This is a genomic window from Acidobacteriota bacterium (genome assembly GCA_009861545.1).
In the GTDB taxonomy this organism is placed as follows: Bacteria; Acidobacteriota; Vicinamibacteria; order Vicinamibacterales; family UBA8438; genus WTFV01.
This window is the reverse complement of sequence record VXME01000026.1, coordinates 1-25,427: the sequence shown is the minus strand read 5'-3', so window position 1 is coordinate 25,427 and position 25,427 is coordinate 1. Positions and strand designations below refer to the sequence as shown.

Here is a 25,427-nt window from a genome sequence, read left to right as displayed (position 1 = left end):
GACCCGCGCCGCGTCAGAAGTCGCCCCGGAGCAACATCCCGCCGTCGGCGCCCTCGCCGGCGCGTCCGACCGGGCTGAGCAGCAACTCTACGCAGAAAGGGCTGTCGTCCCCGCCGCGCGCCGCAACGGGATAGGCGAGCGGGCGCCAGGCCTCGTCCGCAAGGCGGTGTTCCCCGACGACCTCGCCGTCGATGCGTACGGTTACCGTCCGTGGCGGCCGGGCCGCCGATTCCTTGCGCACGTCGAACGTGATGCGCCGGGTGTCGGGCGCTGCGTAGAAGACCGCGTAGTCGCCGGTCCGGTAGACCCGACGGCCGGTCCGGTCCGCCGGTCCGTCCTCGACCGCATGCAGGCCGACGCGATGCGCCCGGCGTTGTGCGTCGCGATCGTCGGTCGGCTGGAAGAGCGCCTCTCGATAGCGCCAGGCTTCGGGATTGGTCACCCGTCCGTTGACCGAGAACACGTGGAGCACGTCGAAGTACGGACTCGCCCAGTCGTTTCGTCTGCCCCACTCGTAATGGGCGTAGGTACGCTCGCGGGGCGCTGCCGGATCGAGGGCGAACACCGAAGTGCCCCGGCGCAGCGTATTCGGCAGCTCCGCGAGGTCGAGCAGGGTGGCCGGCAGGTCGGTGATCGCGGTCGGCGCGTCGGATGTGTGAAGCGGTCCCCGCGCGCCGAACGGCTTGACTGCGAGCAGCGGCGTGGCATCGGTCGCGATCCGGTCGAGCGGCCCGGCCGGTGAGCGTACCCCGTGCAGCGGGTGGTCGTCGGAAGCCAATGCGGCCAATCCGTGATCGGACGTGACGACGACGGCGGTGCGGTCGTACAGATCGAGATCCCGGAGTCTGTCGAGCAGCGCCTGCACACCGCTCAACGCGCACCGCGCCTGCGCGTCGAAGCTGGCCGCGGTGACCGGCAGGTGCTCCCCGAGGTACCGGCAGTCGGCATCGACGACGATCGGCGGGTGCGGCGCGATCACGTGCAGCAGGGCGTACACCGGGGCATCGCCCGTCGGGGTGACCCGGCCCGCGAGCTCGCGCAGGAATCGGATGTCCCCGGCGGCTCGTTCCGTAGCCGCCTCTACCTCCAGCCGCGCTGCAACGCGCGGCTGGAGCAGCCACCGCCCGTCGTTGTAGACGCCGGCCTTCAGGTCGTGCGGCGCATGCCGGAACAGCGACAGGTCGAGCAACTGGGCCGCCGAGACGGAAAGGTAGTCTCGCCGGCTCCCGTACGGCGACGGGATGCGGTACCAGGCCGACGCATCGAGCCCTGGCAGCGACGGGGCCGGACGGTCGCCGCCCAGGGGGGTCACCCAGCGGAGCTGATAGCCCTGCTCCCCGAGCGCGTGCAGGACGGAGTCGTTCGCACGGCGCGCCCTGAACTCGTAGAACGGCGACTCGTTGCGATAGGCCGCTCCGGTGAGCATCGCCGGCATGCTGGCCTTCGTGGTCGGGAAGGCGCCGAGGTGATTCGTGAAGAAGGTGAACCCGGACCAGTCGTCGTCGAAGGCGGGCCGGTCTGCGGCGGCGATCCCCGCGAACGCGTGCGCCGGGAACATGTCGAGCACGATGTGGATGATGTTGCGGGTACGCGACAGCTCGTAAATTCCCTCCGGCGGCAACTGCCAGTCGGTGTCCCCTTCCCAGGTGGTAGGCAGGGTGGATGCCCGGTCCACCGCCGGTGCGACCGCCGCCGGCAGCAGCAGGACGGCCGCCTGAAGCGCCATCAGGAGCGCGCTCGCCAGAGGGGCGGCCCGCATGACCGCCCCGGCAAGCAACGTCGCCAAGCCGATTCCACCGATCCAGAGCCCCGCCTCGGCCGGGGCCCGCCAGGCGTGCGACGCCAGGTCGAGTCCGGCACCGTCCAGCAAGCCGTAGTTGCCGACCAGCAGGTTGCCCTGTACCCAGAGCAGCACGCCGACAGCCCAGAGCGCGGCGACGTAGCGCGTAAACCATCGCTCCGGCAGGACGATCCCGAGCGCCGCCAGTCCACCCGCGATGGGGCCCAGCAGCCAGAGCCAGCGTGGAGCCAGGCTCCAGAACGACACCAGGAACTCGGTCCGATTGGTGGCATGCACCGTCCAGGGGCCGAACATCAAGAGCTGACTTGGACCGAGGAGCGCGGGGAACAGCACGACCCGCAGGCGGGTCGCCAGCACCTGTCTGGTCAAGGCGGAGACTTCTCGATGGACCATCCGGCCGAGCATCAATGCGGGAAGCGCCCCCCAGCCCAGCAGAACGAGCATGCCCAGCGCCGGCAACGCCGCCAGCATCCGGTAGGCGAGGGCGCCCGGATCCGCCGCGAACAGCCGATCCGGGCCGAGAGGGACCGGAGAATCGCCGCCCGCGGGAGCCCATGCCAGGTACAGCCCGGATGGGCCGCCGTGCTGCCAGTGGTCGATCTCCAGTCGGTGGGCGCCCGCGTCGAGCTCCACCGTCCGCACCGCGGTTGCCATGCCGGTGTCGGGGTTCCGTTCGATCACGATCTCGCCGTCCAGCCGCACGACCACGCCATCGTCGGCGGCGGCGTAGAAGTCGATCCGTTCCGGGCGGGGGGAAAACCAGACTCCGTTCCAGCGCACCAGGTAGTCTCTTGCGGGGTGACCTCGCTCGTCGATAAACGCAAGGTCGACCGTGGAGATGTGTTCTTCGACGACCGGGGCAGCCAATTCTTCGAAGGCCGGTTCGGTCGAGCGATCGAACGGGGCGTACGGGTAGTGGTAGCTGCGCATGAGCCCGGTGGTCGGTGCGAAGCCGCGCGCGACCAGCCAGAGGACGGTGAGCGCGATCGCTCCCGCCAGGTACCAGCGACCAGCGCGCGAGAGGGATGGCGCCAAGCCGCCGCGCCATGCCGGCAGGCGAGCGGTGCTGCGTGGGTGTTCCGACATTCCGTCCCCTCTTCGCCGTTGCGCCGCTAACCCGATCGCTTCCTGGCAGGCGGATCCACCCAGCGGATCGCTTCCATGACGCGGGCGACGCCCGCCGGATTATCGGCCGGCAACCCGACCCGTGCCGCGTCAGAACTCGCCCCGGAGCAACATCGCGCCGTCGGGGTCCTCGCCGGCGCGCCGGACCGGGCTGACCAGCAACTCTACACAGAAAGGGCTGTCGTCCGCGTCGCGCGCCGCGACGGGATAGGCGAGCGTGCGCCACGTCTCGTCTACAAGGTGCTCGCCGACGACATCGCCGTCGATGCGCACGGTCACCGTCCGCGGCGACCGGGCGGTCGACGCGTTGCGCACGTCGAACGTGATGCGCGGGTTGTCGGGCGCCGCGTAGAAGACCGCGTAGCCGTCGGTCCGGTAGACCGGTCGGCCGGTCTGGCCCGTCGTTCGGTCCTCGAGCGCATGCAGGCCGACGCGATGTGTCCTGCGTTGCCCCTCGCGATCGAAATATGGCTGGAAGAGCGCCTCTCGATAGCGCCAGGATTCGGCATCGGTCACGCGTCCGTTGACGGAGAACACGTGGAGCACGTCGAAGTACGGACTCGCCCAGCCGTTTCGCCTCCCCCACTCGTAATGGGCGTACGTGCGCTCGCGAGGCGTCGCCGGATCGAGCGCAAGCACCGACGTGCCCCGACGCAGGGTATTCGGCAGCTCCGCGAGGTCGAGCAGCGTGGCCGGCAGGTCGGTGATCGCGGTCGGGGCGTCGGACGTGCGAAGCGGCCCGCGCGCGCCGAAGGGCTTGATCGCGAGTAGCGGCGTGGCATCGGTCGCGATCCCGTCGAGCACCCCGGCCGGTGAGCGTATCCCGCGCAGCGGATGGTCGCCGGGAGCCAGCGCGGCCAATCCGTGATCGGATGTCAAGACGATGGCGGTGCGGTCGTAGAGATCGAGAGAGCGGAGCCTGTCGAGCAGTGCCTGGACACTGCTCAACGCGCATCGCGCCTGTGCGTCGTAGCTGTCTTTGGAGACCGGCAGTCGTTTCCCGAAGTACCGGCAGTCCGCGTCCACGACGATCGGGTAGTGCGGTGCGATCGCGTGCAGCAGGGCGTACACCGGGGCATCCTCCCCCGGGTTGATCCGGTCGGCGAACTCCCGCAGAAACCGGAGGTCCCCGACGGCTCGTTCCGTAGCCGCCTCCACCTCCATCCGCGCTGCAACCCGCGGCTGGAGAAGCCATTGCCCATCGTTGTAGACGCCGGCCTTCAGGTCGTGGGGTGCGTGCCGGAACAGGGACAGGTCGAGCAACTGGGCTGCCGAGACGGCAAGGTAGTCCCGCCGACTCCCGTACGGCGACGGGATGCGGTACGATGTCGACGCATCGAGACCGGCGGGCAGGGACGGGGCCGGGCGGTCGCCGCGCGGCGGCGCCCAGGGCGCTGCCCACCGGAGCCGATAGCCCTGCTCCCCGAGCGCATGCAGTACGGTGACGTTCGCCCGGTGCGCTCTGAACTCGTTGAACGGCAACTCGTTGCGATAGGCCACTCCGGTGAGCATCGCGGGCATGCTGGCCTTCGTGGTGCGGAAAGCGCCCAGGTGATCCCGGAAGAAGGTGAACCCGGACCAGCGGTCGTCGAAGGCAGGCCGATCGGCGGCGGCAATTTCGGCGAACACGTGCGTCGGGAACATGTCGAGCACGATGTGGATGATGTTGCGGGTACGCGACAGCTCGTAAATTCCCTCCGGCGGCAACTGCCAGTCGGTGTCCCCTTCCCAGGTGGTAGGCAGGGTGGATGCCCGGTCCACCGCCGGTGCGACCGCCGCCGGCAGCAGCAGGACGGCCGCCTGAAGCGCCATCAGGAGCGCGCTCGCCAGAGGGGCGGCCCGCATGACCGCCCCGGCAAGCAACGTCGCCAAGCCGATTCCACCGATCCAGAGCCCCGCCTCGGCCGGGGCCCGCCAGGCGTGCGACGCCAGGTCGAGTCCGGCACCGTCCAGCAAGCCGTAGTTGCCGACCAGCAGGTTGCCCTGTACCCAGAGCAGCACGCCGACAGCCCAGAGCGCGGCGACGTAGCGCGTAAACCATCGCTCCGGCAGGACGATCCCGAGCGCCGCCAGTCCACCCGCGATGGGGCCCAGCAGCCAGAGCCAGCGTGGAGCCAGGCTCCAGAACGACACCAGGAACTCGGTCCGATTGGTGGCATGCACCGTCCAGGGGCCGAACATCAAGAGCTGACTTGGACCGAGGAGCGCGGGGAACAGCACGACCCGCAGGCGGGTCGCCAGCACCTGTCTGGTCAAGGCGGAGACTTCTCGATGGACCATCCGGCCGAGCATCAATGCGGGAAGCGCCCCCCAGCCCAGCAGAACGAGCATGCCCAGCGCCGGCAACGCCGCCAGCATCCGGTAGGCGAGGGCGCCCGGATCCGCCGCGAACAGCCGATCCGGGCCGAGAGGGACCGGAGAATCGCCGCCCGCGGGAGCCCATGCCAGGTACAGCCCGGATGGGCCGCCGTGCTGCCAGTGGTCGATCTCCAGTCGGTGGGCGCCCGCGTCGAGCTCCACCGTCCGCACCGCGGTTGCCATGCCGGTGTCGGGGTTCCGTTCGATCACGATCTCGCCGTCCAGCCGCACGACCACGCCATCGTCGGCGGCGGCGTAGAAGTCGATCCGTTCCGGGCGGGGGGAAAACCAGACTCCGTTCCAGCGCACCAGGTAGTCTCTTGCGGGGTGACCTCGCTCGTCGATAAACGCAAGGTCGACCGTGGAGATGTGTTCTTCGACGACCGGGGCGGCCAGTTCTTCGAGGGCTGGCTCGGTCGAGCGGTTGAGCGGGGCGTACGGGTAGTGGTAGCTGCGCGTGAGCCCGGGGGCCGGCGCGAAGCCGCGCAGGGCCAGCCAGAAGACGGTGAGCGAAACCGCTCCCGCCAGGTACCAGCGGCCGGCTCGCGAGAGGGATGGCATCAGATCGCCGCGCCACGCCGCCAAGCGCGTGGGTGTCCGGACATAACGTTGACTGCGCCATGATTATAAGGTCGAGACGGCCCGCCTCGGCGGCCACCCCGGCGAGAAGCCGTAGTGTCGCTCATCGTTTCGCCCGGCGGCCCATGCCGCTATGATCCCCTTGCCGGGCGTTCCCATGGTGATTCCGGTGACCGACGAGCGCCTGCTGGATCCGGAACCCGAGAGCTGGCTCATGTACCGGCGGACCTACGACGGATGGGGATTCAGTCCGCTGAGCCAGATCGACAACTCCAACGTCGCGGATCTGGCGCCGGCCTGGACGTTCACGACCGGCGCGAACGACGGGGTCCCGCAGTCGCCGCCGATCGTCAACGGCCGGATGATGTTCGTCACGACGGCCGAGCAGGTGATCGCACTCGATGCGCAGACGGGGAACCTGGTGTGGCGCTACCGGCATCCGCTGCCCGCCGACGTGCGGCGCCCCCATGCCACCAATCGCGGCGTGGCGCTGTACGGCGACAGGGTCTACGTGGGCACGCTCGACGCGCGCGTCGTGGCGCTCGAGGCGGCGACCGGCCGGGTCGTCTGGAAGCGGGTGATCGCCAACTACCGCCGCACCTACTACATCACCATGGCGCCGCTGGCGGTGAACGGCATGGTCATGGTCGGCACCTCCGGCGGCGAGCACGGCGTCCGCGGGTTCGTCGTCGCGCTCGATGCGGGCAGCGGCGACGAGGTCTGGAGGCGGTACACGGTCCCGGCGCCGGGCGAGCCGGGCGCCGAGACCTGGTCGGGCGATTCGTGGCAGACCGGCGGGGCCCGATCACTGGAACGGGTCCTGGGACTGGGACGAAGCCAACGCGCCCCTGCTCGTGGACATCGAACGCGGCGGGCGGACGATTCCCGCCCTCGCGCACCCCGGACGAAACGGCTACCTGTGGCTGCTGGATCGGAGCGATGGCGGCATGCGGTTCCTGGAAGCGCAGCCGTTCGTGCATCAGAACGTGTTCACGAGCGTGGATCTCGATACGGGAGAGCGGGTGTGGACCTACGAGATGCAGACCCGCGCCGGTTCCGTGCTGGCGACCGCCGGCGACCTGGTTTTTCTTGCCGACAGCGGCGGGGTCCTGCGCGCCTTCGACGCCCTGGGGGGCGAGCCGCTGTGGCGCTACGCCGTGCAGGGGTACCGGGTGCGGTCGGTGGTGTCGTCGTATGCGGTCGGCCCCGGATCCAGACCGCGCCGAGCAGTTCCAGCTCGCGTGGCTCGACGCTGAGACGGAGCTCTTCCTGAAGCTCGCGGACCGCGCCCCGTCCGATGGATGGCCCGTTGGCGCCATCCTCTCGTCTGACGTGACCGCCGGCCCAGATCACTATCTTTCCGTGGAGCGGGTTGTCCTCGCGCCGCTCTCGGCGCTTCAGTCGCAAGAGGTCGCCGCTTCGGTTGCGCACGACCACGACCGGCAGCGCCTGAACCAGCGTGAGGTCGGACTCCATGGCCTCTCGGCTTCTGAAAGTGCCCCTCGTGGTGAACAACTCGACAAGCTGCTGCGCCGCCGACCTGCCGATCCATGTGTCCGTCTCAAAGAGCGGCGCCACGGCGTCGGCGGGAAGAAACAGGATCTCCTCCTCGATCACCACCGGCTTTCTGGCCGTACTGAACCGCTCGGCGGCGGCTTCGGCGCGTTGCTGCAGTGTTGACTTCATTCCGCTGTCAGGTGGGATGTTGGTGCGGAAGGGGGGATTTGAACCCCCACGGGCCATTGGCCCACCAGCCCCTCAAGCTGGCGCGTCTGCCGTTCCGCCACTTCCGCGTTCGTGGGCGGGCGTCCGAGCCGGGCGTCCCGGCGCGGCTACTGCGGGTCCTCGGTCGTCGCCGAATCCCCGCTCTCGGACTCGTCGTCCGTCGCGGCCGGCTCGGGCAACGTCGCCGGCTCCTCGACCTCGACCGGGGCCGCTTCCGGCGCGTCGAGGCCGCCGAGCACCGAGCTCGGTCCTCGCTGGCCGATGATCGCCAGGAGCAGCGAGCCGGCCATGAACAGCGTGCCGAGCACCGTCGTCACGCGGGTCAGCAGCGAGGCCCCGGCGCGCGCGCCGAAGGCGGCCTGGGTGCCCCCGCCGCCGAATGCGGCGGCGATGTCGCCTCCCTTGCCCTGCTGAAGCAGCACGACGAGAATCAGCAGCAGGCACGCGAGCACGTAGACGCCGGATGCGATCATGGTCAGCACAGCCACCAATGATACTCCAAGCGGCGTCGTGCTGCCTGCGGATTTCTGGGACCTGTGGCGACCCGGCGGATCCGCAAGAGGCCGTGCGTGAGGCGGTCGTGCGCGAACGGGAAGTAGAGTCGGTGAGATTCCGGGATGCGTGGGCCGTGGTGCCAGTGTGCGCATCAACGTCCGCGGGACGCGAGCTGTCCGGAGGGGTTCACGGTGCTTCCCGACACGTGTCGACGATCGCGGCGAAGCTGTGCGGGTCGAGGCTGGCGCCGCCGACGAGCGCCCCGTCGACGTCCGGCTGCGCGGACAGGTCGGCGGCGTTGGCGGGCTTGACGCTGCCGCCGTACAGCAGGCGGCAGCGGTCGGCGGCCCCCCGGCCGGCCAGCGCGGCGAGGCGCCGGCGGACGTGCGCGTGGGCCTCCTGCGCCTGGTCGGGCGTGGCCGTGCGTCCGGTGCCGATGGCCCAGACCGGCTCGTAGGCGATCACCAGGGAGGCGATCCGCTCGGCCGTCACATTGGCCAGCCCGCCGTCGATCTGCCGGTCGAGCACCGCCGCGGTCTCGTCGGCCTCGCGCTCGGCGAGCGTCTCGCCGATGCAGACGATGGGCGTCAGGCCGGCCGCGAGGACCGCCCGCGTCTTGCGGTTGACCGCAGCGTCGTCCTCGCCGAACAGGTGGCGCCGCTCCGAGTGGCCGACGATGACGTGGCCCGCTCCCGTGTCCTGCACCATGGCCAGGCTGATCTCGCCGGTGAACGCGCCCCCCGGCTCCCAGTGGACGTTCTGGGCGGCGGCGGCGACGTTGCTGCCGCGGCACGCGGCGGCCACCGCCGCGAGCGCCGTGAACGGGGGCGCGAGCACGATCTCGGCGTCGTCGACGCCGGCCACCAGAGGCAGGAACGCCGTCGTGAACGCGGTCGCCTCGGCGATCGTCTTGTGCATCTTCCAGTTGGCGGCCAGGACGGGCGTACGCATCATGATCCCTTCGGTTACGGACCTTGCTGGCGACGCCTATCGCCTCCAGAGTTCGATTTCTTGTGGAGGCGGTGGGGAATCATCCTCATCCCACGGCGTCAACTCGATGATGTGTGTCGCTTCGACACGACGACCAGGCCTTCACGGGCCCCCGACGCCCAGTCGAGCGCCGGCAACCGGGCCCCCACGCTTCCGAGCTGCCATCGGGCGTCGATTCTACTCTGGTGGTGCGGAAGGGGCGGAAGGGGGGATTCGAACCGCCACGAGCCTATGACTCACGAGCCGCTCAAGCTGGAGCGTCTGCCGTTCCGTCACTGTCGCGGACTCGTGCCACGGCACGTGCCTTGACCTGATTTTCACTAGTATCCATACTAGCGAGGATGTCACGCGACAAGGCGCAGCCGGAGGCCTGTCAGACGAACCTGCTGGTCAGTTTCTTCCTGGCTGCCGACGACATCAGCGCGCTTCCCGAGCGGCTTCGCGAGCGGATCGCCAATACCGATGCCGGAATGCCGGGCGATTGGGCCCTCGTGGGGACCGCGGATTGGGAACTCGCCGAGCTCTTTCGGCGCGTGCTCGCGCGTCTGCCGTCGATGGCTGCGATACACCGGCAGGAACTCACCGAGCGCAACATCGAGTTGATGATCCGGAGCATCCTTCCGGACGCGCCGCGCGCCGAGGTTCGCGCCGAACTGGAAACGGACAATGCCCGGCTGCGGGCCGACTACCTGCAGGAAACGCGGGTGCTTACCGGACCCGAGATCCGCGCCGCCTCGGGGCTCAGCCCGAAGAACGCGAGCGAACCGGCATCGCGCTGGAAGCGGGAACGAAGAGTGTTTGCCGTTCGCCACGGGGGCCGGGATCTGTACCCGGCGTTTCAATTCGAGGACGGACAGCCCCGACCCATCGTCAAGCGGATTCTCCGTGAGGTTCCTGCAACGGCGACCGGGTGGCAGATCGCCCTGTGGTTCGCGTCCGGAAACGGCTGGCTCGACGGGGCGGAGCCACAGGACCGGCTCGATGCGCCCGGCGAGGTCGTCGAAGCGGCGCGACGGCTCGCTGAGCGGGCCGAGGGCTGACGGGCGTTCGTAGTGTGACGATTCTCGGGCCCTCACCCGCGCTCGCGCCTCCAAATATCGTGGTGCGCCAGGCGGGAACCCGTTTGCATCGCGTGCACGCCTGGAACCGGCTCTCCAACGAATTCAACCCGTGCCGGGGCAATCCGACGCGGTTTGCGCCGATCCTGGATGCCCGCGGACGATGCGTTCCGTCGCTGTATGCGGGGAGCACCTTCATTGCGGCTGCGTACGAAACCATCTTCCATGACGTGCCCGCGAAGGCAAAGAGGAAGTCCGTGTTGTCGAGCCGCGTCATGGACTGCGTCCACGGAACGCTCGAGCTTCGGTGCGACATCCGGCTTGCCAGCCTCCGCGAGCCCGATCTGTCGAAATGGCACATTTCCCGTAACTCGCTGATTGGGAGCTCGCCGAAGCTCTACCCACGAACGGCCGCTTGGGCCAAGGCGGTTCATGACCAGTTTCCGGAGGTGCAGGGGCTGGTGTGGACCTCGAATCAGTGCGACCCTGACGATGCTTGCCTCTTCTTCGGGGACCGCGTGCGCACCCTCGACTTCCGAGTCGTCGCCCGCCGGGACGGGCGGCGTGAGCCTTTGTTCCTCGCTGACGTCAGGCGGGCCGGGCGGCGCGCCGGCATCACGATCGTGATCTGAGCGAAGCCGGCGGCTCAGCCGCTGTCCGGCAGCGCCGCCACGCCCGGCAGCGTGCGGCCCCCCAGAAACTCCAGCGACGCCCCGCCGCCGGTCGAGATGTGCGTGACCTGCGCGCCGACGCCCGCCTTGGCGATCGCGGCGACCGAATCGCCCCCGCCGACGACGGTGGCGCCCGCGGTGTCGGCGACCGCGCGCGCGACGGCCAGCGTCCCCTGGCTGAACGCATCCACCTCGAACACGCCCAGCGGTCCGTTCCAGACCACGGTCCGGGCCGCGCCGATGATGTCGGCGTAGGTCTTCCGCGTCCGGGGGCCGATGTCCACGCCCAGCCGCTCGCCGATGGCCGGGTCGTCCACCGCGAGGCACTCGCAGGCGGCGCCGGCCTCGAGTCCGGTGGCGACCACGTGGTCGGCCGGCAGCTCCAGCCGGACGTTGCGCTCGGCCGCGTCGCGCTCGACGCGCCGCGTGGTCTCGACCAGGTCCGGCTCGACCAGCGAGCGGCCCACCGGCAGCCCGCGCGCCCGGAAGAAGGTGTAGGCCATGGCCCCGCCGATCAACAGCGCGTCGACCCGCGGCAGCAGGTTCTCGATGACCTCCAACTTGCCCGACACCTTCGCGCCGCCGAGCACCGCCACGAACGGCCGCGCGGGGGAGGCGAGCAGGGCCCCGAGGTGTTCCAGCTCGCGTTCCAGCAGCAGTCCCGCCGCCGCGTCGGCGACGTGGGCGACGATGCCGGCGGTCGAGGCGTGGGCGCGGTGCGCCGAGCCGAACGCGTCGTCGACGTAGACGTCGGCCAGCGCCGCCAGCGCCGCCGCGAAGTCCGGGTCGTTCGCTTCTTCTTCAGCGTGGAAGCGGAGGTTCTCCAGCAGGGTCACGCCGCCGGCGCCGGCGTCCGCCATCGCCGCCCGCGCCGGCTCGCTGATGCAGTCGGCGGCGAAGCGCACCGGGCGGCCGAGCAGATCCGCCAGCCGCGCCCCCACCGGCCGCAGGCTGAGCTCTGGCTTCGGCCTGCCCTTCGGGCGGCCGAGATGCGACGCGAGAACGAGCGAGGCGCCCCGTTCCAGGGCGTGCCGCAGCGTCGGCAGCGCCGCCCGGATGCGGGTGTCGTCGGTCACCGCGCCGCCGGCCAGCGGCACGTTGAAATCGACGCGCACGAACGCGCGCCGACCGGCGAGATCGAGGTCGCGGATGGAGCGCTTGGCCACGCCGCCCTATGCCGACTTCGCCGCGATCAGCTTCACCAGGTCGACGCAGCGGGACGAGTAGCCCCACTCGTTGTCGTACCACGACAGCACCTTGACGAAGTCGCCTTCCATCACCTTCGTGTACGACGCGTCGACGATCGACGAGTGGGGGTTGCCCTTGAAATCGACCGAGACCAGCGGCTCCTGCGACAACTGGAGAATGCCGGCGAGCGGGCCGCCGGCCGCGGCGCCGAACGCGGCGTTGATCTCCTCCGCGCCGGCCTTCCGTTCCACCTCGGCCACCAGGTCGACCACCGACACGTTGGGCGTCGGCACCCGCATCGCGATGCCGTCCAGCCGGCCCTGCAGCTCCGGCAGCACCTGCCCGACCGCCGACGCCGCCCCGGTCGTGGTCGGGATCATCGAGACGCCGGCGGCCCGCGCGCGCCGCAGGTCCTGGTGCGGCAGGTCGAGCAGCTTCTGGTCGTTCGTGTACGAGTGGATCGTCGTCATCCAGCCGCGGCGCAGGCCGAAGCTCTCGTGCAGCACCTTGGCCACCGGGGCCAGGCAGTTGGTGGTGCAAGAGGCGTTGGAGATGATCCGGTGCCGCGCCGGGTCGTACTGGTCGTCGTTGACGCCGAGCACCAGGGTCAGGTCGGGAGCCTTGCCCGGGGCGCTGATGATCACGGTCTTCGCTCCGGCGGCGAGGTGCTTCGCGGCGTCGTCCCGCTTCGTGAACAGGCCGGTCGACTCCACCACGATGTCGACGCCGAGGTCGCTCCAGGGAAGGGCCGCCGGGTCGCGCTCGGACAGCACCTGGAAGTGGCGCGCGCCTACCCGCAGCCCGCCGCCTTCGACCGCCACCTCGTCGGACAGGTTGCCGAGCACCGAGTCGTACTTGAACAGGTGGGCCAGCGTCTCCGGATTCGTGATGTCGTTGACGGCGACGAACTCGATACCCTGCTCGCCGCTCCGCAGGGCGGCCCGCATGATGTTGCGGCCGATCCGCCCGAACCCGTTGATCCCCACCTTGATGGCCATTTCCCCTGTCCTCCGCGAGGCGCTCGCTCTCGATGTTTCTGTTGTTTCGATAGATGTGACGGCCGACAAGCGCGTCGTTCCACCCCCGGCGCGGTCTCCCGCACGGAAGCAAAACGAACAATTGTACCGACGCGCGCGGAAGCCGGTCAAACCCGCTTGCAGACCGTTTCTCCCCGGCGCACGGGTCCTCCCGCGTCCTGCCGCGTCCACCGCTCGGGATGGGGCCACGAGCCGGCCGATCGCGTCCCTGGCAACCGGAAAAAAGGCGAGTTGTCGTCGATCTCCATCCGGCGGGCGCCCCCGACCGGGCTGCTATGATCCCGCTGCATGTTCCTGTCGATGCGCACGCGGATCGCCGCCCGCCGGGCCACGGACCGCGCCCGCCGGGCAGCGCGTCTGGCGGTCATCGGCTGTCTCGCGAGCGGCCTGACCGCAACGGCCGCGCAGGTGGCGTCCGCGCAGGACCTGCCGCGCGCCGTGCCGGGCGTTCCCATGGTCATTCCGGTGACCGACGAGCGCCTGCTGGATCCGGAACCCGAGAGCTGGCTCATGTACCGGCGGACCTACGACGGATGGGGATTCAGTCCGCTGAGCCAGATCGACAACTCCAACGTCGCGGATCTGGCGCCGGCCTGGACGTTCACGACCGGCGCGAACGACGGGGTCCCGCAGTCGCCGCCGATCGTCAACGGCCGGATGATGTTCGTCACGACGGCCGAGCAGGTGATCGCACTCGATGCGCAGACGGGGAACCTGGTGTGGCGCTACCGGCATCCGCTGCCCGCCGACGTGCGGCGCCCCCATGCCACCAATCGCGGCGTGGCGCTGTACGGCGACAGGGTCTACGTGGGCACGCTCGACGCGCGCGTCGTGGCGCTCGAGGCGGCGACCGGCCGGGTCGTCTGGAAGCGGGTGATCGCCAACTACCGCCGCACCTACTACATCACCATGGCGCCGCTGGCGGTGAACGGCATGGTCATGGTCGGCACCTCCGGCGGCGAGCACGGCGTCCGCGGGTTCGTCGTCGCGCTCGATGCGGGCAGCGGCGACGAGGTCTGGAGGCGGTACACGGTCCCGGCGCCGGGCGAGCCGGGCGCCGAGACCTGGTCGGGCGATTCGTGGCAGACCGGCGGGGGCCCGGTGTGGATAACCGGCAACTACGATCCGGCGCTCGGCATCACCTACTGGGGAGTCGGCAACGGCGGCCCCTGGATGGGCGACGCGCGCCCCGGCGACAACCTCTACACGAACTCGACCATCGCGCTCGACGCCGCCACCGGCGCGCTGCTGAACCACCACCAGTATCACTGGAACGGGTCCTGGGACTGGGACGAAGCCAACGCGCCCCTGCTCGTGGACATCGAACGCGGCGGGCGGACGATTCCCGCCCTCGCGCACCCCGGACGAAACGGCTACCTGTGGCTGCTGGATCGGAGCGATGGCGGCATGCGGTTCCTGGAAGCGCAGCCGTTCGTGCATCAGAACGTGTTCACGAGCGTGGATCCGTTCACCGGCCGTCCGGAGTACGACAGCGCGCGCAAGCCCGGCATCGGAAAGCGCGTCGAGTTCTGCCCCTCGTTCGCGGGAGGCCGGGACTGGCGGCCCGACGCGTTCAATCCGCGGACCGGCCTGCTCTACGTTCCCGCCGTCGACAATCTCTGCTCGTCCATGGAAGGTCGAGCCGTCGAATACCGTCCGGGCCTGCCCTACACAGGTGCGAGCGTCAACGTATACAGGCGGGACGGGACCGACCACGTGGGCGAGCTGCAGGCGTGGGATCTCGATACGGGAGAGCGGGTGTGGACCTACGAGCTGCAGGCCCGCGCCGGTTCCGTGCTGGCGACCGCCGGCGACCTGGTTTTTCTTGCCGACAGCGGCGGGGTCTTGCGTGCCTTCGACGCCCTGACGGGCGAGCCGCTGTGGCGCTATGCCGTGCAGGGGTACCTGGTGCGGTCGGTGGTGACGTCGTACGCGGTTGGCGGCACGCAGTACGTCGCTCTGCAGCTCTCGCCGCACGGCGGCGCTTCGGACGCCGGCAGCATGGTCGCGGCGTTCGCAATCGATTGCCAGTGCTGACGCGCCGACCGCCGACCGCCGACCGCCGCGGCCGCGGCGGCGTGGTCGCGGTCGCGATGGGAACGCGGGGACCGGATCAGAAGCCGACCGCGGCGCCGATCCGGCCGCCGCCCGGAAGCGGCTGCAGATCCAGGTTCCGCGCCGGGGAGTCCGGCCAGAACAGGCTGATCAGCGCGCCGGCGGCGAGCAGGCCGACCCCGCCGTAGCGGAGGTTCTTGCGGTCGCTGAACCGTTCTTCGACGTACGAGGCCGGCGTGAAGCCACCGTCGTACACCACGAACCCGTTGGCGTCGAGGATCCGGATCGTGGCCGCCTGACCGGCGTCGAAGCCCTCCCGGTGGCCGGCCACCAGCCCCTCGAAGCGGCCGAGATCGTAACCGTCGGTGAGGCCGAAGCCGTATTGGTCCGCCAGCTCCTGCGCGTCGACGACGCAACGGGCGGCGCCGGCCGGACATCCGTAGCCCGTCCCGAACGCGTCGCCGCGCCGGCGGGTGAGGCGGTAGCTGTGGCCGGGGTAGCTGCCTGCGCCCAGGTAGACGCTCAGGTCGACCCGCCGCGGCGTGTTCCCCGGCGCGAACCGGGACGGCACGTACGCGGGACTGCCCGCGAGCACCATGCCGACGCCGGCGCCGACGAGCGCCAGCGTGGTGGCGATCTTCGCCGTCGGACGGCCGCGCCCGCCCGCGGCCGGCGTCGGCTCCACCGCGGCCGCGCGCTGCTCCGCGGACGCGAGGACATCGCGATCCTCACCGCTCGCCGGCAGTGGCGTCACGGCGAGCAACAGCAGCCCCACGGCGACGTTTCTCTGCATCGACGGATTCTACCGCCAGGCCGTACGGCGGTCTGCCGGCGCCCTGGCGAGCGACGGCCGTGCTAAGGTCCGATTCCGTGCACTTCGAACGCGAGTGACCCGGTTCCGCCGACCTCGATGCATCTGCTCTACACGGTCCTGCTGTTCGTCTACTTCCTGGCGCTTCTGCCGGCGACGGCGTACGGGATATGGCGCCGGGGCAAGGAGCCCGGCAGTCTGCGCGAGCGGTTCGGCCGCCTGCCGGCCGCGGTCAATCCCGACCGCCGGCCGTCGGTGTGGGTGCACGCCGTCTCCGTCGGCGAGGCGCTCGCGGCGCGGCCGCTGCTGCGGGCGCTGCGGGCCGTGTACCCGGCGCACCGGCTGGTCCTGTCCACGACCACCGCGACCGGACAGCGGGTGGCCCGCGGCTTCGGGCGGGACGCCGACGCCGTGTGCTACGCGCCGTTCGATTTCCCGTGGTTCGTGAATCGCGCCCTCGACCGCATCGCGCCGGCGCTGTTCCTGGTCGTCGACACCGAGATCTGGCCCAATCTGCTCCGGGCCTGCCGGCGGCGCGGGGTGGGCGCGCTGATCGTCAACGGCCGGCTGTCCGAACGTTCGTTCCGGCGCTATCGTCTCGTCCGCGGCGGGATGCGGCGGGTGCTGGCCGACGTGGGGCGCGTCTGCGCGCAGACGGAGGAATGGGCGCGCATGTTCGTGGCCATCGGGGCGGATCCGGACCGCGTCACGGTCACCGGCAGCCTGAAGTTCGACGCGGTCGGCGGTCCCGCCGGATCCTCGCCCGACCCCGGCGCGGACCCCGACCCCGACGCCGGCGACGGTAACGGCCTGCGGGCCGCGTTCGCCTTCGCGCACTCGCGGCCGGTGCTCATCGCCGCGAGCACGTTGCGGGGGGAGGAGGAGCCGGTCCTGCGGGCGTTCGCGCGCATCCGGCGGGCGGCGCCGGACGCGCTGCTGGTGATCGCCCCGCGCCATCCCGAACGGTTCGACGAGGCGCGGGAGACCGCCCGGCGCGCAGGGTATCGCGTGCGGATGCGGAGTGCGCTGGCGCCCGGCAGCGAACCCGGCGCCGAGGTGGTCATCCTGAACACGCTGGGCGAGCTGGCGAGCCTGTTCGAGATCGCGTCGGCGGTCGTCGTGGGCGGCAGCCTCGTCCCCGCCGGCGGTCACAACCCGATCGAGCCGGCCGCCGCCGGCCGGGCGATCGTCTTCGGCCCCCACATGGAGAACTTCGCCGACGTGGCGCGCGAGCTCGTGGCGCGCGGCGCGGCGATCCAGGTGCGGGACGCGGATGCGCTGGCGGAGACGCTGGGGGACCTGATGCGGGACGGCGCGCGGCGGTCACGGCTCGGCGCCGCCGCGCGGGCCGTCGTCCACCGGAACCTGGGGGCGACGCGGCGCACGATCGCGGCGGCGGCGGAGCTGCTGCCGCCGGAGGACCGCGAATCGACGTGACGAGCATGCTGAGTGCTCTCTACGCGCGCGGGGCGGCGTGGCGCCGGCAGTGGTACGCGCGGCCGGGCGCGCGGCGCCGGCTGTCGCGGCCCGTCGTCAGCGTCGGTGCGCTGGCCGCCGGCGGCAGCGGCAAGACGCCGGTGGCCGCCCTGGTCGCCGAGCTGCTGCGCGACGCCGGCGAGCATCCGGCGGTTCTGAGCCGGGGCTACGGGCGGCGGCTTCCCACCCGCGGGGTCGTCGTGGTGCGCGATCCGGACCGACTGCGCGCCGGCATCGACACGGCCGGCGACGAGCCGCGCATGCTCGCCGAGCGTCTCGACGGCGTGTCCGTGCTGGTGAGCCGCGACCGCTACCGGGCGGGGCGCGTGGCCGAGACGCGGCTGGGCGCGACCGTGCACGTGCTGGACGACGGATTTCAGCACCTGCCGCTCGCCCGCGACGTGGATCTGGTGCTCGTGCGCGCGGAGGATCTCGATCAGCCGACGTTTCCCGCCGGACGCCTGCGCGAGCGCCCGGCGGCGGCGGGCCTGGCCGATGCCCTCGTCGTCGACGCGGCGGACGTGGACGCGGCCGGCGCGGTGGCGGACCGGCTCGGCGCGCGCATCTGGTTCCTGCTGCGCCGCTCGCTCGGGGCTCCCCGGCCTGTCGTGCGCCGGGCGGCGGACGGGACCGCGGCCGCCGCGAGTGCGGGCGGCGGCGAGTCGCGCGGCCCCGCGGTGGGCGGCGGCGAGTCGCGCGGCCCCGCGGTGGGCGGCGGCGGCATCGGCCAGGCAGCGGGGCCGGTGCTCGCGGTGGCGGGCATCGCCGCGCCGGAACGCTTCCGGGACGCGTTGGCCGCCGCCGGCTTCGACGTTGCCGGCCTGCTCGCGTTCGCGGATCACCATCCGTTCACCCCGGCCGACGTGCGCCGGATCGCGGCGCAGGCCGCCGCGCACGGCGCGGGCCTGGTGCTGACCACCGAGAAGGACGCCGTGCGGCTTGCACCGTTCGCCCCGTTCGACTTTGCCGCCGCCGCGGCGCCGTTGCGCGTCGCGGTGGAGCCGGCCGACCGTTTCCGCACGTGGCTGCTCGAGCGCGTCGCCGCGGCGGCGGGAGACGGCAGGTGAGCGCCTCGATCCGCCACCGCCTGGAGTACGCCGCGGTCCTGGGGATCCGGGCCCTGGCGAGGACGCTCCCGCGGCGGGTCAGCCTGGCCGCGGGCGGGGCGCTCGGGGCCCTCTTTCACCGTCTCCACGGCGCCCGCCGGGAGCTGGCGGTGGCGAACCTGCGCGCGGCGTTTCCGGCACGGACGGAGGCGGACTGCCGCGACGTGCTGCGCGCGACCTTCGCGCAGCTCGGCCGCCACGTCGTCGACTTTCTCTGCTTCGACGCGATGCGCCTGGAGCAGATGCTGCCGCTGGTCGAGATCGAGGGGGCCGAGCACGTCCGGCGCGCGACCGCCCGCGGACGCGGCGTGATGTACTTCGCCGGCCACTTCGGAAGCTGGGAATTGCAGATCATGGTGCACGCGCTGCGCTTCCAGCCCATCGTGATGGTCGCGCGGACCCTGGACAACCCGCTGCTCGAGGGGCTGATAGAGCGGATTCGCACCCGCGTGGGCACGCGCGTGCTGCCGCGGCAGGGCGCGCTGCGCGAGCTGCTGCGCGAGCTGCGCCGCGGCGGCTCGGTCGGCATGATGATCGACCAGCACATCCAGGACCGCAGCGCCGTCGACGTCGATTTCTTCGGGCGCCCGGCCTCGACGACGTCCGCCATCGCATCGCTCGCGCTGCACACCGGCGCGGCCATCGTGCCGGTCTTCGCGCTGCCGCTGCCGGGCAACCGCTACCGGCTGATCTACGAGGCGCCGATCGTCCCGCCGGACGCCGACGACCCGGACGCGGTCCGCACCTGCACGCAGCGCTGCACCGACCTGCTGGAGCGGTACGTGCGGCGCGACCCGCACCTGTGGCTGTGGATGCACCGCCGCTGGCGCGCCCCGGCGCCGGCTCCCTCCCGGGGCGCCGCGGCGCCGATACGCTAGAATCCGGACGTCCTACCGTGAGTCCATCGTCAGGAGCGTTCCCGCCGCGGCGCGAAGCCGATCCATCGCCCCGGCTCGTCGGTCTGGCCGAGCGGTTCGCCGGCCTGCGGATCGCGGTGATCGGCGACGTCATCGCCGACGAGTTCCTCTACGGGCGGCCCGCCCGCGTCTCGCGCGAGGCCCCGGTTCTGATCCTCGAGCACGACCGCACCGCCGTCGTGCCCGGCGGCGCCGGCAACGCGGCGGCCAACGCCGGCGCGCTCGGAGGCGAGGTCAGGCTCGTGGGCCTCGTCGGTCCCGGCGAGCAGGAGCTGCTGGACGGGTTGCGGGCGTCGGTCGACGTCTCGCGCGTGCTGCGGCCGGCGGGTTATCGGGCGCCGGTCAAGACCCGTATTCTCGCCGGCGGACGGCACACGGCCCGCCAGCAGATCGTGCGGGTCGATCGCCGGTCGGTCGGCGATGCGGAAGCCGCCGCCGCCGACTTCGGACAGGCGGCGCTCGACGCGCTCGACGGCTGCGACGCGGTGCTCTGCTCCGACTACGGGTCCGGGCTCGTGACGCCGGCGCTGTTCGCTCGACTTCGGGAACGTCTCGCGGGGGGCGGCGGCAGACCGCCGATTCCGATGCTCGTCGACTCGCGCCACAACCTGGCCGCCTTTCGCGGCTGCACGGCGTGCACGCCGAACGAGGCGGAGGCGGAGCAGGCGCTCGGCGGGCCGATAGGCGACGATCCGGCGCGCCTCGAGCGGGCCGGCAGGGAGCTGCTGGCGCGGACGGGGGCGGGGGGCGTGGTCCTGACCCGCGGCAGCCGGGGTATGGCGGTGTTCGTTCCCGGGCGGGAGACCGACCACATCGGCATCTTCGGATCCGACGAAGTGGCCGACGTGACCGGGGCGGGCGACACCGTCATCGCGACGCTCTCGCTCGCCCTCGCGGCCGGCGCGTCCCTGTACGAAGCGGCGCGCCTCGCCAACTACGCGGGGGGCCTGGTGGTGATGAAGCGCGGCACGGCGACCGTCACCGGCGCCGAGCTGATCCGGGCGATCCGGGCTGATCGCGCCGATCTCGCCGATCTCGAAGGCGATCGCGCCGATCTCGCTGATCGCGCCGATCGCGAAGGCGATCGAGCCGATCGGGGAGAGGAGCGCTGAGCCCGGTGGGACTGGTCGTCTCGCCCGATCGCGCGGCGGCGCTCGTCCGGGCGGACCGCGCCGCCGGGCGCACCGTGGCGCTCGCCAACGGGTGCTTCGATCTCCTGCACGTCGGGCACGTCCGCTACCTGCGGGGGGCCGCCGCGGAAGCCGACCGCCTGCTCGTCGCCGTCAACGCCGACCGCTCGGTGGCGGCCCTGAAGGGGCGCGGCCGGCCGGTGCAGGCCGCCGCGGAGCGGGCCGAGATTCTGGCCGCGCTCGGGATGGTCGACTACGTCGTGATCTTCGAGGAGGCGACGGTCGCCGGTCTGCTGGAGCGGCTGCGGCCCGACGTCCACTGCAAGGGGACCGACTATACCGCCGAGACGGTGCCGGAGCGCGAGGTGGTGCGCGCCTACGGCGGGCGGACCGCCATCGTCGGCGATCCGAAGGACCACTCGACGCGCGACCTGCTGAGCCGGATCGCCGGCGCGCGCCCGGAATAGGCCGGTCGAGCCGATGCGCATCCTGATCGTCCGTCTCGGGGCGCTCGGCGACGTCGTCCACGCGATTCCGGTCGCCGCCGCCCTCGGGCGCGGGTTTCCGGACGCCTTCGTCGACTGGGCGATCGACGAACGCTACGCCCCCCTGCTGGACCTGGTGCCGGGCCTCGACCGCCGCGTCGTGCTGCGCACCCGCGGCCGGACGGCGGCGGGCTGGGCGGCGCTGCGCCGCGAGCTCGGGGAAGTGCCGTACGACGTCGCCCTCGACGTGCAGGGACTGGGCAAGTCGGCGCTGGTGGCGCGGCTCAGCGGCGCGCGCCGGGTGGTCGGCTTCAGCACGCCCTTCCTGCGCGAGCCCTGGGCGCGCTGGCTCCACACGGAGAGCGCCGACCCGGGCCGCCCGCGTCACGTCGTCGACCGCAACCTGGGGATCCTGAGCGCGCTGGGGTTGGCCGACCGCGACTGGCGCTTCCCGATCCGGGCGGACGCGCCGCCCGCCGTGGACGCACCGCGGCGAAGTCTCGATCCGCCCCGCGGCTCCGTCCTGATCAACCCCAACGCCGCCTGGTCGACCAAGCGCTGGCCGCCCGCGCGCTACGGCGCGGTCGCGGCGCACGTCGCCCGCGCGCACGGCAGGCCGTGCGTGGTGATCTGGGGACCGGGGGACGAGGCCCGCGCCGCCGCGGTGGTGGCGGCGTCGGCCGGCGCGGCGAGGCTGGCACCTCCGACCGACCTCGTCGAGCTGGCCGCGCTGCTGCGGGCCGGCGCCCTGCTGGTGTCGGGCGACACGGGACCGCTGCACCTCGCCGCCGCGCTCGGGACCCCGGTGGTGGGCCTGTACGGCCCGAGCGATCCGGCCCGCAACGGGCCGTGGTCGCCCCACGACGAGGTCGTCTCGGCCTTTCCCGACTGCGCCTGCGCCGCGCGGCGGGCCGGGACCGGACGCGAGGTCCACATGGTGCGCCGCTGCCGGGAGCGGACCGGCTGCCTCGACGGCGTCTCCGTGGGGCAGGTCTGCGCCGCCGTCGACCGGCGCCTGCGGCGCCTCGAACGCAGCCGGGAGGCTGCCTCCCGACATGCTTGATCTCGACGCCGACCCGTTCCTCCGCTTCCTGTTCCGCGTCGCACGCCGCCGCGTGATCGCCGGCTTCGTCGTCGCGGCGGTGGCGTTCGCCGGCGCGCGGCCCTCGTGGTCGTCTCTCGCGGCCGGCGTCCCGATCGCGCTGCTGGGGGAGGGTCTGCGGCTCTGGGCGGCGGGCCATCTCGTCAAGAGCCGCGAGGTGACGATGTCGGGGCCGTACCGGCTGATGCGCCATCCGTTGTACGTCGGCTCGGCCGTCATCGGCGTCGGCTTCGTCGTGGCGGCCGCGTCGGCGCTCGTCGCCGGCGTCGTGCTCGCGTACCTCGCCGTCATGCTGGCGGCGGCGATCCGACTCGAGGAGGCGACCCTGCGGGCGGACTTCGGCGACATCTACGCGCGCTACGCGGCGGGTGAAGCGACGGCCTCGCTCCGCCGGTTCAGCCTGCGCCGCGCCACCGGCAACGGCGAGCACCTGGCCCTGCTCGGACTCGCCGCCGCGGTGCTGCTGCTGTGCGCCAGGGCCTGGCAGGCCGCATAGCGAGTCGAGGTCGTGTTTAATGGAACGGTTGCATCCGCCCGCCATGGCGCCGGTGCTGTTTCCGGTGGCCGCGGGCGCCGGGGCGGTTAGCTCAGGGGTAGAGCGCCGGTTTTACACACCGGTTGTCACAGGTTCGAATCCTGTACCGCCCACCAACCGATAGAAGTCGCACCTGGATCCGCACCCCCGTCGGGATCCTCGAGGAGCTTGAGCGTGTTGACCGTGGTCCGGGCGCGCATCGACACCCGGTCGCCGGTCCTGGGGTTGCGGCCCGATCGTCAGGGCCTTCGTCCATGTCCGGTAATCGACGCGGCACGCCTACACGCTGCCGCAGGGCGCGGCCGCGCAGCGCCCCGGCACGGTGTTGCCACCGGTCTTCACCATGCCCGACGTCGGTCAGGAGTCGAGCCTGCCGACCAGTTCGCTCCTGATTCTTCGCCGGAGCCGCGGTTCGTCTCGCGCGCCGACCTGGCTCAGCTCGAGCTCGAGGAGGAGCTCGGCGCGGCCACACGCGCGCTCGGTGCTACGATGAAGCAGAGAGGCCGCAACGACGGAGGCCTGAGCGGCCCCGCGACGACGCGCCGAGCGCGGGCGCCCCGTTGACAGATCGGGCGTCGCAAACGAGAATGCCCGCAAATCGGGCAGGAACGAACCTGCCCGGCCGGATCAATCGGGGGGGCGAGGATCAGTCTGCTGGACTGGTCATGATGCAGACCGGTCGTCGGCGCAATGAGGAAACATGGGATCGCATCCCCAGCGTTGTCCGGAATCTCGCCGCAACCAGGGCTGGGCCGTGTCAGCGCCGGGAAGGGCCTACGCAGGTTGGACCCGGAGGACGCGACTCCCATGAAGACCCTGCGGGTCGCGCCGGAGCCTGAACAGATCGAGCTCAGCATCAAGCTGCGACACTTCATCACGGACTGGCTGTCTGCTCAGCGCAAATTCGTCGCCGGGGTCCCGTACCGGCTCCACGAGTTGACGGCGATCCAGCCGCAGGATATCAGCATGAGCTACGCGAACTCGCTGGGCGACGCGTCATGTACCTGTCGACTGTTTGGGGGCGCAGGGAGCATCGTCCTCAACGCGGACACGCTCAACCTGAGTTTCGCAAACGTGACGCGACCTGCGTACGAGGTCGTATTCGAGGCCATTCGACGAGGCTGGGAGTTTCTGGCATCGGAGTTCCCCGACAACGGAGTTGCTTGGTTCTCGCTGCACTCGAGTCAGGATGTTGCGACTTCAGATGACGCCGCGGTCGACACGTACCTTGGGCAATTTGCACACGAAGGTGCAGTTGCAGTCACGGAACAGGAGCCAGGAATCAGGTACCGGCCCTCGATACGGGTGACGTTTAAGGAACACGACCGGCGTTGGCAACTGCACCGCTCAGTGGAAGAGTCGACGTCGCTTGCCAAGGGGCTGTTCGTAACAACGAGCATTTACATGCCCGAGTCGGAACTCGAAGCGTTCGGCGGTCTCGAGCAGGCTGTCGCCCGGTTGCACGCGATGGCGGATCGGGCGGTAGGATTGCACAGGGGAGACTGATGATGGGTGTTTCGTCAATGCTTGGGAACATGGCGGAAAACCCGTACGCGCCGCCGCCGGCACGCGAGCATGCGTGGCCCGATCCTTTTTCGGTCGGCAGGAGCCTGCGAAGGACGATGCGGCCGACGGCAGCGTCAGCGTTCGGACCGAAAGAGGAGAATCCTTTCCGCACTGGCGTAGATCCCGCCGCCGCGGAATCAGCAGCTTCCGTTTTCCGCGCCATTTGGATCCGGCATTTGGAGAACAGCATGCTGCTAATCTGGGATACGCCCACACAGCCTGCTACGACCTGGATCGAGAGCGCCCTGGAGGACCTGGAAGAGATCGACCGGGAAGTCATCGAGGACGGCCTGCCCGCGATCAGCACGAGAACGAAGGGCGAAGCGGCGAGGATCCTGCGGGAACTGGCCGGACGAACGATTCAGCCGACGATTTACCCTACGGACGACGGAGAAATCGTCATTCACTTCCAGTCGCCGGGCGTGCCGGCGGCCGTCTTGATTGAGCTGAGCAATGACGGACAGGGGGCGTGGTTTTCGAGCATCGGCGGAAGGAACCGGCGGCTCCGCTCAGATGACTCATCAGATCTGCCGGACGCGTTCGTGATGGCGCAGCTGGAGGCATTGGCGGCAGAGGCCGGGGCATAATGCCGCTCCCACGACGGGAAGCTCTGCCCGAGCTCGAACAGGACGAGCGGCTGGGCAGAAGCATTGTGGCAAGCCGAGCCGCAAAGACATGGCGGACGAGCGGCGTGATCATCCGGGACGTTTTTCTGGAGGCGGTGGAAGCTCCGTCCCTGTCTGTCGACCGCATGGATCACGCAACGCTCGACGAGATGGCCGTTCTGGGCCGCAAGCGGGCGAAGAACAGGAAACCGCCACGGCAGCTTCACGGCTGGGCAGTGATAACCGTACGAAAAGCAGCGTCCAACAGGAGGACGGTCGAGGCCACGCCGCAGCCGGACAACATCTATCACGCTGACATCTTCTTGAACATCGTCGGAGATGAGGCGCGGGATCAGCAGAAGGGGCATGCGACCGAGCTGGCAGCACGGTCACGATGGCTCGACCTGCCGTGACCTCACAACGACCAGAGATCAGAGATCATCGACCCCACGGAAAGGGGCGATTACAGATGGCGATTTAGCCGAGGAACGCCGGAAAAAAACGATGGCAGCGGCAACGGCGGCCTCTTCCGGCGCCTCGGGATCGGGTGCACGACACACTAGTGTCCCAAGAAACTCGAGGCGGCTACCCGTAAGTTACAGAATGCAAAAG

At 70.9% G+C, this 25,427-nt stretch carries 22 protein-coding genes, 2 tRNA genes and 1 pseudogene; 15 read left to right on the top strand and 10 right to left on the bottom strand.

Going from position 1 to position 25,427, the window contains the following annotated elements:
• Nucleotides 1-13: 13 nt before the first annotated feature.
• Nucleotides 14-2,887, bottom strand: a complete 2,874-nt coding sequence (locus F4X11_04030) for a sulfatase-like hydrolase/transferase (protein ID MYN64182.1) — start codon at nucleotides 2,885-2,887, stop codon at nucleotides 14-16.
• Nucleotides 2,888-3,016: 129 nt separating this feature from the next.
• Nucleotides 3,017-5,845 carry a sulfatase-like hydrolase/transferase gene (locus tag F4X11_04025; protein ID MYN64181.1) on the bottom strand — a complete coding sequence of 943 codons (2,829 nt, stop codon included), beginning with the start codon at nucleotides 5,843-5,845 and terminating at the stop codon, nucleotides 3,017-3,019.
• 151 nt (nucleotides 5,846-5,996) lie between these two features.
• Between F4X11_04025 and F4X11_04020 the strand changes: the two genes are divergently transcribed.
• Entirely contained in the window at nucleotides 5,997-7,136 is a 1,140-nt protein-coding gene (locus F4X11_04020) for a PQQ-binding-like beta-propeller repeat protein (GenBank protein MYN64180.1), read from the top strand.
• On the top strand, nucleotides 7,058-7,543 hold the full coding sequence (locus F4X11_04015; protein MYN64179.1) for a hypothetical protein: 486 nt from the start codon (nucleotides 7,058-7,060) through the stop codon (nucleotides 7,541-7,543). The genes F4X11_04020 and F4X11_04015 overlap by 79 nt, the downstream gene beginning before the upstream one ends.
• Before the next feature lie 26 nt (nucleotides 7,544-7,569).
• Here F4X11_04015 and F4X11_04010 read toward each other — a convergent pair.
• The 3 genes from F4X11_04010 to F4X11_04000 all read right to left on the bottom strand — a co-directional run bounded on the left by F4X11_04010 (nucleotide 7,570) and on the right by F4X11_04000 (nucleotide 9,034).
• A tRNA-Leu gene (locus F4X11_04010) sits at nucleotides 7,570-7,656 on the bottom strand.
• Between the two features lie 39 nt (nucleotides 7,657-7,695).
• Nucleotides 7,696-8,235 (bottom strand): preprotein translocase subunit SecG, encoded by a 540-nt coding sequence (gene secG / locus F4X11_04005; GenBank protein MYN64178.1) that lies wholly within the window; start codon nucleotides 8,233-8,235, stop codon nucleotides 7,696-7,698.
• A 34-nt stretch (nucleotides 8,236-8,269) separates the two neighbouring features.
• Nucleotides 8,270-9,034: a triose-phosphate isomerase gene (locus tag F4X11_04000; GenBank protein ID MYN64177.1), complete on the bottom strand. Its 765-nt coding sequence runs from the start codon at nucleotides 9,032-9,034 to the stop codon at nucleotides 8,270-8,272.
• Nucleotides 9,035-9,414: 380 nt separating this feature from the next.
• Between F4X11_04000 and F4X11_03995 the strand changes: the two genes are divergently transcribed.
• Nucleotides 9,415-10,113 carry a hypothetical protein gene (locus F4X11_03995; protein MYN64176.1) on the top strand — a complete coding sequence of 233 codons (699 nt, stop codon included), beginning with the start codon at nucleotides 9,415-9,417 and terminating at the stop codon, nucleotides 10,111-10,113.
• Nucleotides 10,110-10,763 carry an RES domain-containing protein gene (locus F4X11_03990; protein ID MYN64175.1) on the top strand — a complete coding sequence of 218 codons (654 nt, stop codon included), beginning with the start codon at nucleotides 10,110-10,112 and terminating at the stop codon, nucleotides 10,761-10,763. The genes F4X11_03995 and F4X11_03990 overlap by 4 nt, the downstream gene beginning before the upstream one ends.
• Nucleotides 10,764-10,777: 14 nt before the next feature.
• On the opposite strand, the gene F4X11_03985 is transcribed toward F4X11_03990, so the two are convergent.
• Entirely contained in the window at nucleotides 10,778-11,968 is a 1,191-nt protein-coding gene (locus F4X11_03985; GenBank protein ID MYN64174.1) for a phosphoglycerate kinase, read from the bottom strand.
• Nucleotides 11,969-11,974: 6 nt separating this feature from the next.
• Nucleotides 11,975-12,988: a type I glyceraldehyde-3-phosphate dehydrogenase gene (gene gap / locus F4X11_03980; protein MYN64173.1), complete on the bottom strand. Its 1,014-nt coding sequence runs from the start codon at nucleotides 12,986-12,988 to the stop codon at nucleotides 11,975-11,977.
• A gap of 327 nt (nucleotides 12,989-13,315) precedes the next feature.
• Between gap and F4X11_03975 the strand changes: the two genes are divergently transcribed.
• Nucleotides 13,316-15,064, top strand: a complete 1,749-nt coding sequence (locus F4X11_03975; protein ID MYN64172.1) for a PQQ-dependent dehydrogenase, methanol/ethanol family — start codon at nucleotides 13,316-13,318, stop codon at nucleotides 15,062-15,064.
• A gap of 76 nt (nucleotides 15,065-15,140) precedes the next feature.
• Here F4X11_03975 and F4X11_03970 read toward each other — a convergent pair whose 3' ends face one another.
• On the bottom strand, nucleotides 15,141-15,875 hold the full coding sequence (locus F4X11_03970) for a hypothetical protein (GenBank protein ID MYN64171.1): 735 nt from the start codon (nucleotides 15,873-15,875) through the stop codon (nucleotides 15,141-15,143).
• A gap of 117 nt (nucleotides 15,876-15,992) precedes the next feature.
• Between F4X11_03970 and F4X11_03965 the strand changes: the two genes are divergently transcribed.
• The 3 genes from F4X11_03965 to F4X11_03955 are packed head-to-tail and all read left to right on the top strand — an operon-like array spanning nucleotide 15,993 to nucleotide 19,353.
• The gene (locus F4X11_03965) at nucleotides 15,993-17,330 is read left to right on the top strand and encodes a 3-deoxy-D-manno-octulosonic acid transferase (protein MYN64170.1); all 1,338 of its coding nucleotides are present in this window, start codon (nucleotides 15,993-15,995) and stop codon (nucleotides 17,328-17,330) included.
• The gene (gene lpxK, locus F4X11_03960; protein ID MYN64169.1) at nucleotides 17,327-18,436 is read left to right on the top strand and encodes a tetraacyldisaccharide 4'-kinase; all 1,110 of its coding nucleotides are present in this window, start codon (nucleotides 17,327-17,329) and stop codon (nucleotides 18,434-18,436) included. The genes F4X11_03965 and lpxK overlap by 4 nt, the downstream gene beginning before the upstream one ends.
• Nucleotides 18,391-19,353 (top strand): lysophospholipid acyltransferase family protein, encoded by a 963-nt coding sequence (locus F4X11_03955; protein ID MYN64168.1) that lies wholly within the window; start codon nucleotides 18,391-18,393, stop codon nucleotides 19,351-19,353. Before lpxK ends, F4X11_03955 begins: the two co-directional genes overlap by 46 nt.
• A 29-nt stretch (nucleotides 19,354-19,382) precedes the next feature.
• Here F4X11_03955 and F4X11_03950 read toward each other — a convergent pair whose 3' ends face one another.
• A complete protein-coding gene (locus F4X11_03950; GenBank protein MYN64167.1) occupies nucleotides 19,383-19,997 on the bottom strand; it encodes a hypothetical protein in 615 nt (204 codons plus the stop codon).
• 392 nt (nucleotides 19,998-20,389) lie between these two features.
• Nucleotides 20,390-20,533: pseudogene (locus tag F4X11_03945) on the bottom strand (D-alanyl-D-alanine carboxypeptidase).
• Here F4X11_03945 and F4X11_03940 point away from each other — a divergent pair.
• The 7 genes from F4X11_03940 (at nucleotide 20,501) to F4X11_03910 (ending at nucleotide 25,228) form a co-directional block, all read left to right on the top strand.
• Nucleotides 20,501-20,989: an adenylyltransferase/cytidyltransferase family protein gene (locus F4X11_03940; GenBank protein ID MYN64166.1), complete on the top strand. Its 489-nt coding sequence runs from the start codon at nucleotides 20,501-20,503 to the stop codon at nucleotides 20,987-20,989. The pseudogene F4X11_03945 and the gene F4X11_03940 sit on opposite strands and share 33 nt — an antisense overlap.
• A 13-nt stretch (nucleotides 20,990-21,002) precedes the next feature.
• Nucleotides 21,003-22,070, top strand: coding sequence for a glycosyltransferase family 9 protein (locus F4X11_03935; protein MYN64165.1), 1,068 nt, complete (start codon nucleotides 21,003-21,005; stop codon nucleotides 22,068-22,070).
• Entirely contained in the window at nucleotides 22,063-22,605 is a 543-nt protein-coding gene (locus F4X11_03930; GenBank protein MYN64164.1) for a hypothetical protein, read from the top strand. Before F4X11_03935 ends, F4X11_03930 begins: the two co-directional genes overlap by 8 nt.
• 80 nt (nucleotides 22,606-22,685) lie before the next feature.
• Nucleotides 22,686-22,760: transfer RNA gene (locus F4X11_03925), tRNA-Val, on the top strand.
• 691 nt (nucleotides 22,761-23,451) lie between these two features.
• The gene (locus F4X11_03920) at nucleotides 23,452-24,150 is read left to right on the top strand and encodes a hypothetical protein (GenBank protein ID MYN64163.1); all 699 of its coding nucleotides are present in this window, start codon (nucleotides 23,452-23,454) and stop codon (nucleotides 24,148-24,150) included.
• Nucleotides 24,150-24,797: a hypothetical protein gene (locus F4X11_03915; protein ID MYN64162.1), complete on the top strand. Its 648-nt coding sequence runs from the start codon at nucleotides 24,150-24,152 to the stop codon at nucleotides 24,795-24,797. Before F4X11_03920 ends, F4X11_03915 begins: the two co-directional genes overlap by 1 nt.
• Nucleotides 24,798-24,901: 104 nt before the next feature.
• Nucleotides 24,902-25,228, top strand: coding sequence for a hypothetical protein (locus F4X11_03910; GenBank protein MYN64161.1), 327 nt, complete (start codon nucleotides 24,902-24,904; stop codon nucleotides 25,226-25,228).
• The last annotated feature ends 199 nt before the right edge of the window (nucleotides 25,229-25,427 follow it).

Bases quoted from the DNA above. Each gene is read 5' to 3' on its own strand.
- F4X11_04030 (MYN64182.1), bottom strand. From the start codon at position 2,887: ATGTCGGAACACCCACGCAGCACCGCTCGCCTGCCGGCATGGCGCGGC.
- F4X11_04025 (MYN64181.1), bottom strand. From the start codon at position 5,845: ATGCCATCCCTCTCGCGAGCCGGCCGCTGGTACCTGGCGGGAGCGGTT.
- F4X11_04020 (MYN64180.1), top strand. From the start codon at position 5,997: ATGATCCCCTTGCCGGGCGTTCCCATGGTGATTCCGGTGACCGACGAG.
- F4X11_04015 (MYN64179.1), top strand. From the start codon at position 7,058: ATGCGGTCGGCCCCGGATCCAGACCGCGCCGAGCAGTTCCAGCTCGCG.
- secG (MYN64178.1), bottom strand. From the start codon at position 8,235: ATGCGCACACTGGCACCACGGCCCACGCATCCCGGAATCTCACCGACT.
- F4X11_04000 (MYN64177.1), bottom strand. From the start codon at position 9,034: ATGCGTACGCCCGTCCTGGCCGCCAACTGGAAGATGCACAAGACGATC.
- F4X11_03995 (MYN64176.1), top strand. From the start codon at position 9,415: ATGTCACGCGACAAGGCGCAGCCGGAGGCCTGTCAGACGAACCTGCTG.
- gap (MYN64173.1), bottom strand. From the start codon at position 12,988: ATGGCCATCAAGGTGGGGATCAACGGGTTCGGGCGGATCGGCCGCAAC.
- F4X11_03975 (MYN64172.1), top strand. From the start codon at position 13,316: ATGTTCCTGTCGATGCGCACGCGGATCGCCGCCCGCCGGGCCACGGAC.
- F4X11_03970 (MYN64171.1), bottom strand. From the start codon at position 15,875: ATGCAGAGAAACGTCGCCGTGGGGCTGCTGTTGCTCGCCGTGACGCCA.
- F4X11_03965 (MYN64170.1), top strand. From the start codon at position 15,993: ATGCATCTGCTCTACACGGTCCTGCTGTTCGTCTACTTCCTGGCGCTT.
- F4X11_03935 (MYN64165.1), top strand. From the start codon at position 21,003: ATGCGCATCCTGATCGTCCGTCTCGGGGCGCTCGGCGACGTCGTCCAC.
- F4X11_03930 (MYN64164.1), top strand. From the start codon at position 22,063: ATGCTTGATCTCGACGCCGACCCGTTCCTCCGCTTCCTGTTCCGCGTC.
- F4X11_03920 (MYN64163.1), top strand. From the start codon at position 23,452: ATGAAGACCCTGCGGGTCGCGCCGGAGCCTGAACAGATCGAGCTCAGC.
- F4X11_03915 (MYN64162.1), top strand. From the start codon at position 24,150: ATGATGGGTGTTTCGTCAATGCTTGGGAACATGGCGGAAAACCCGTAC.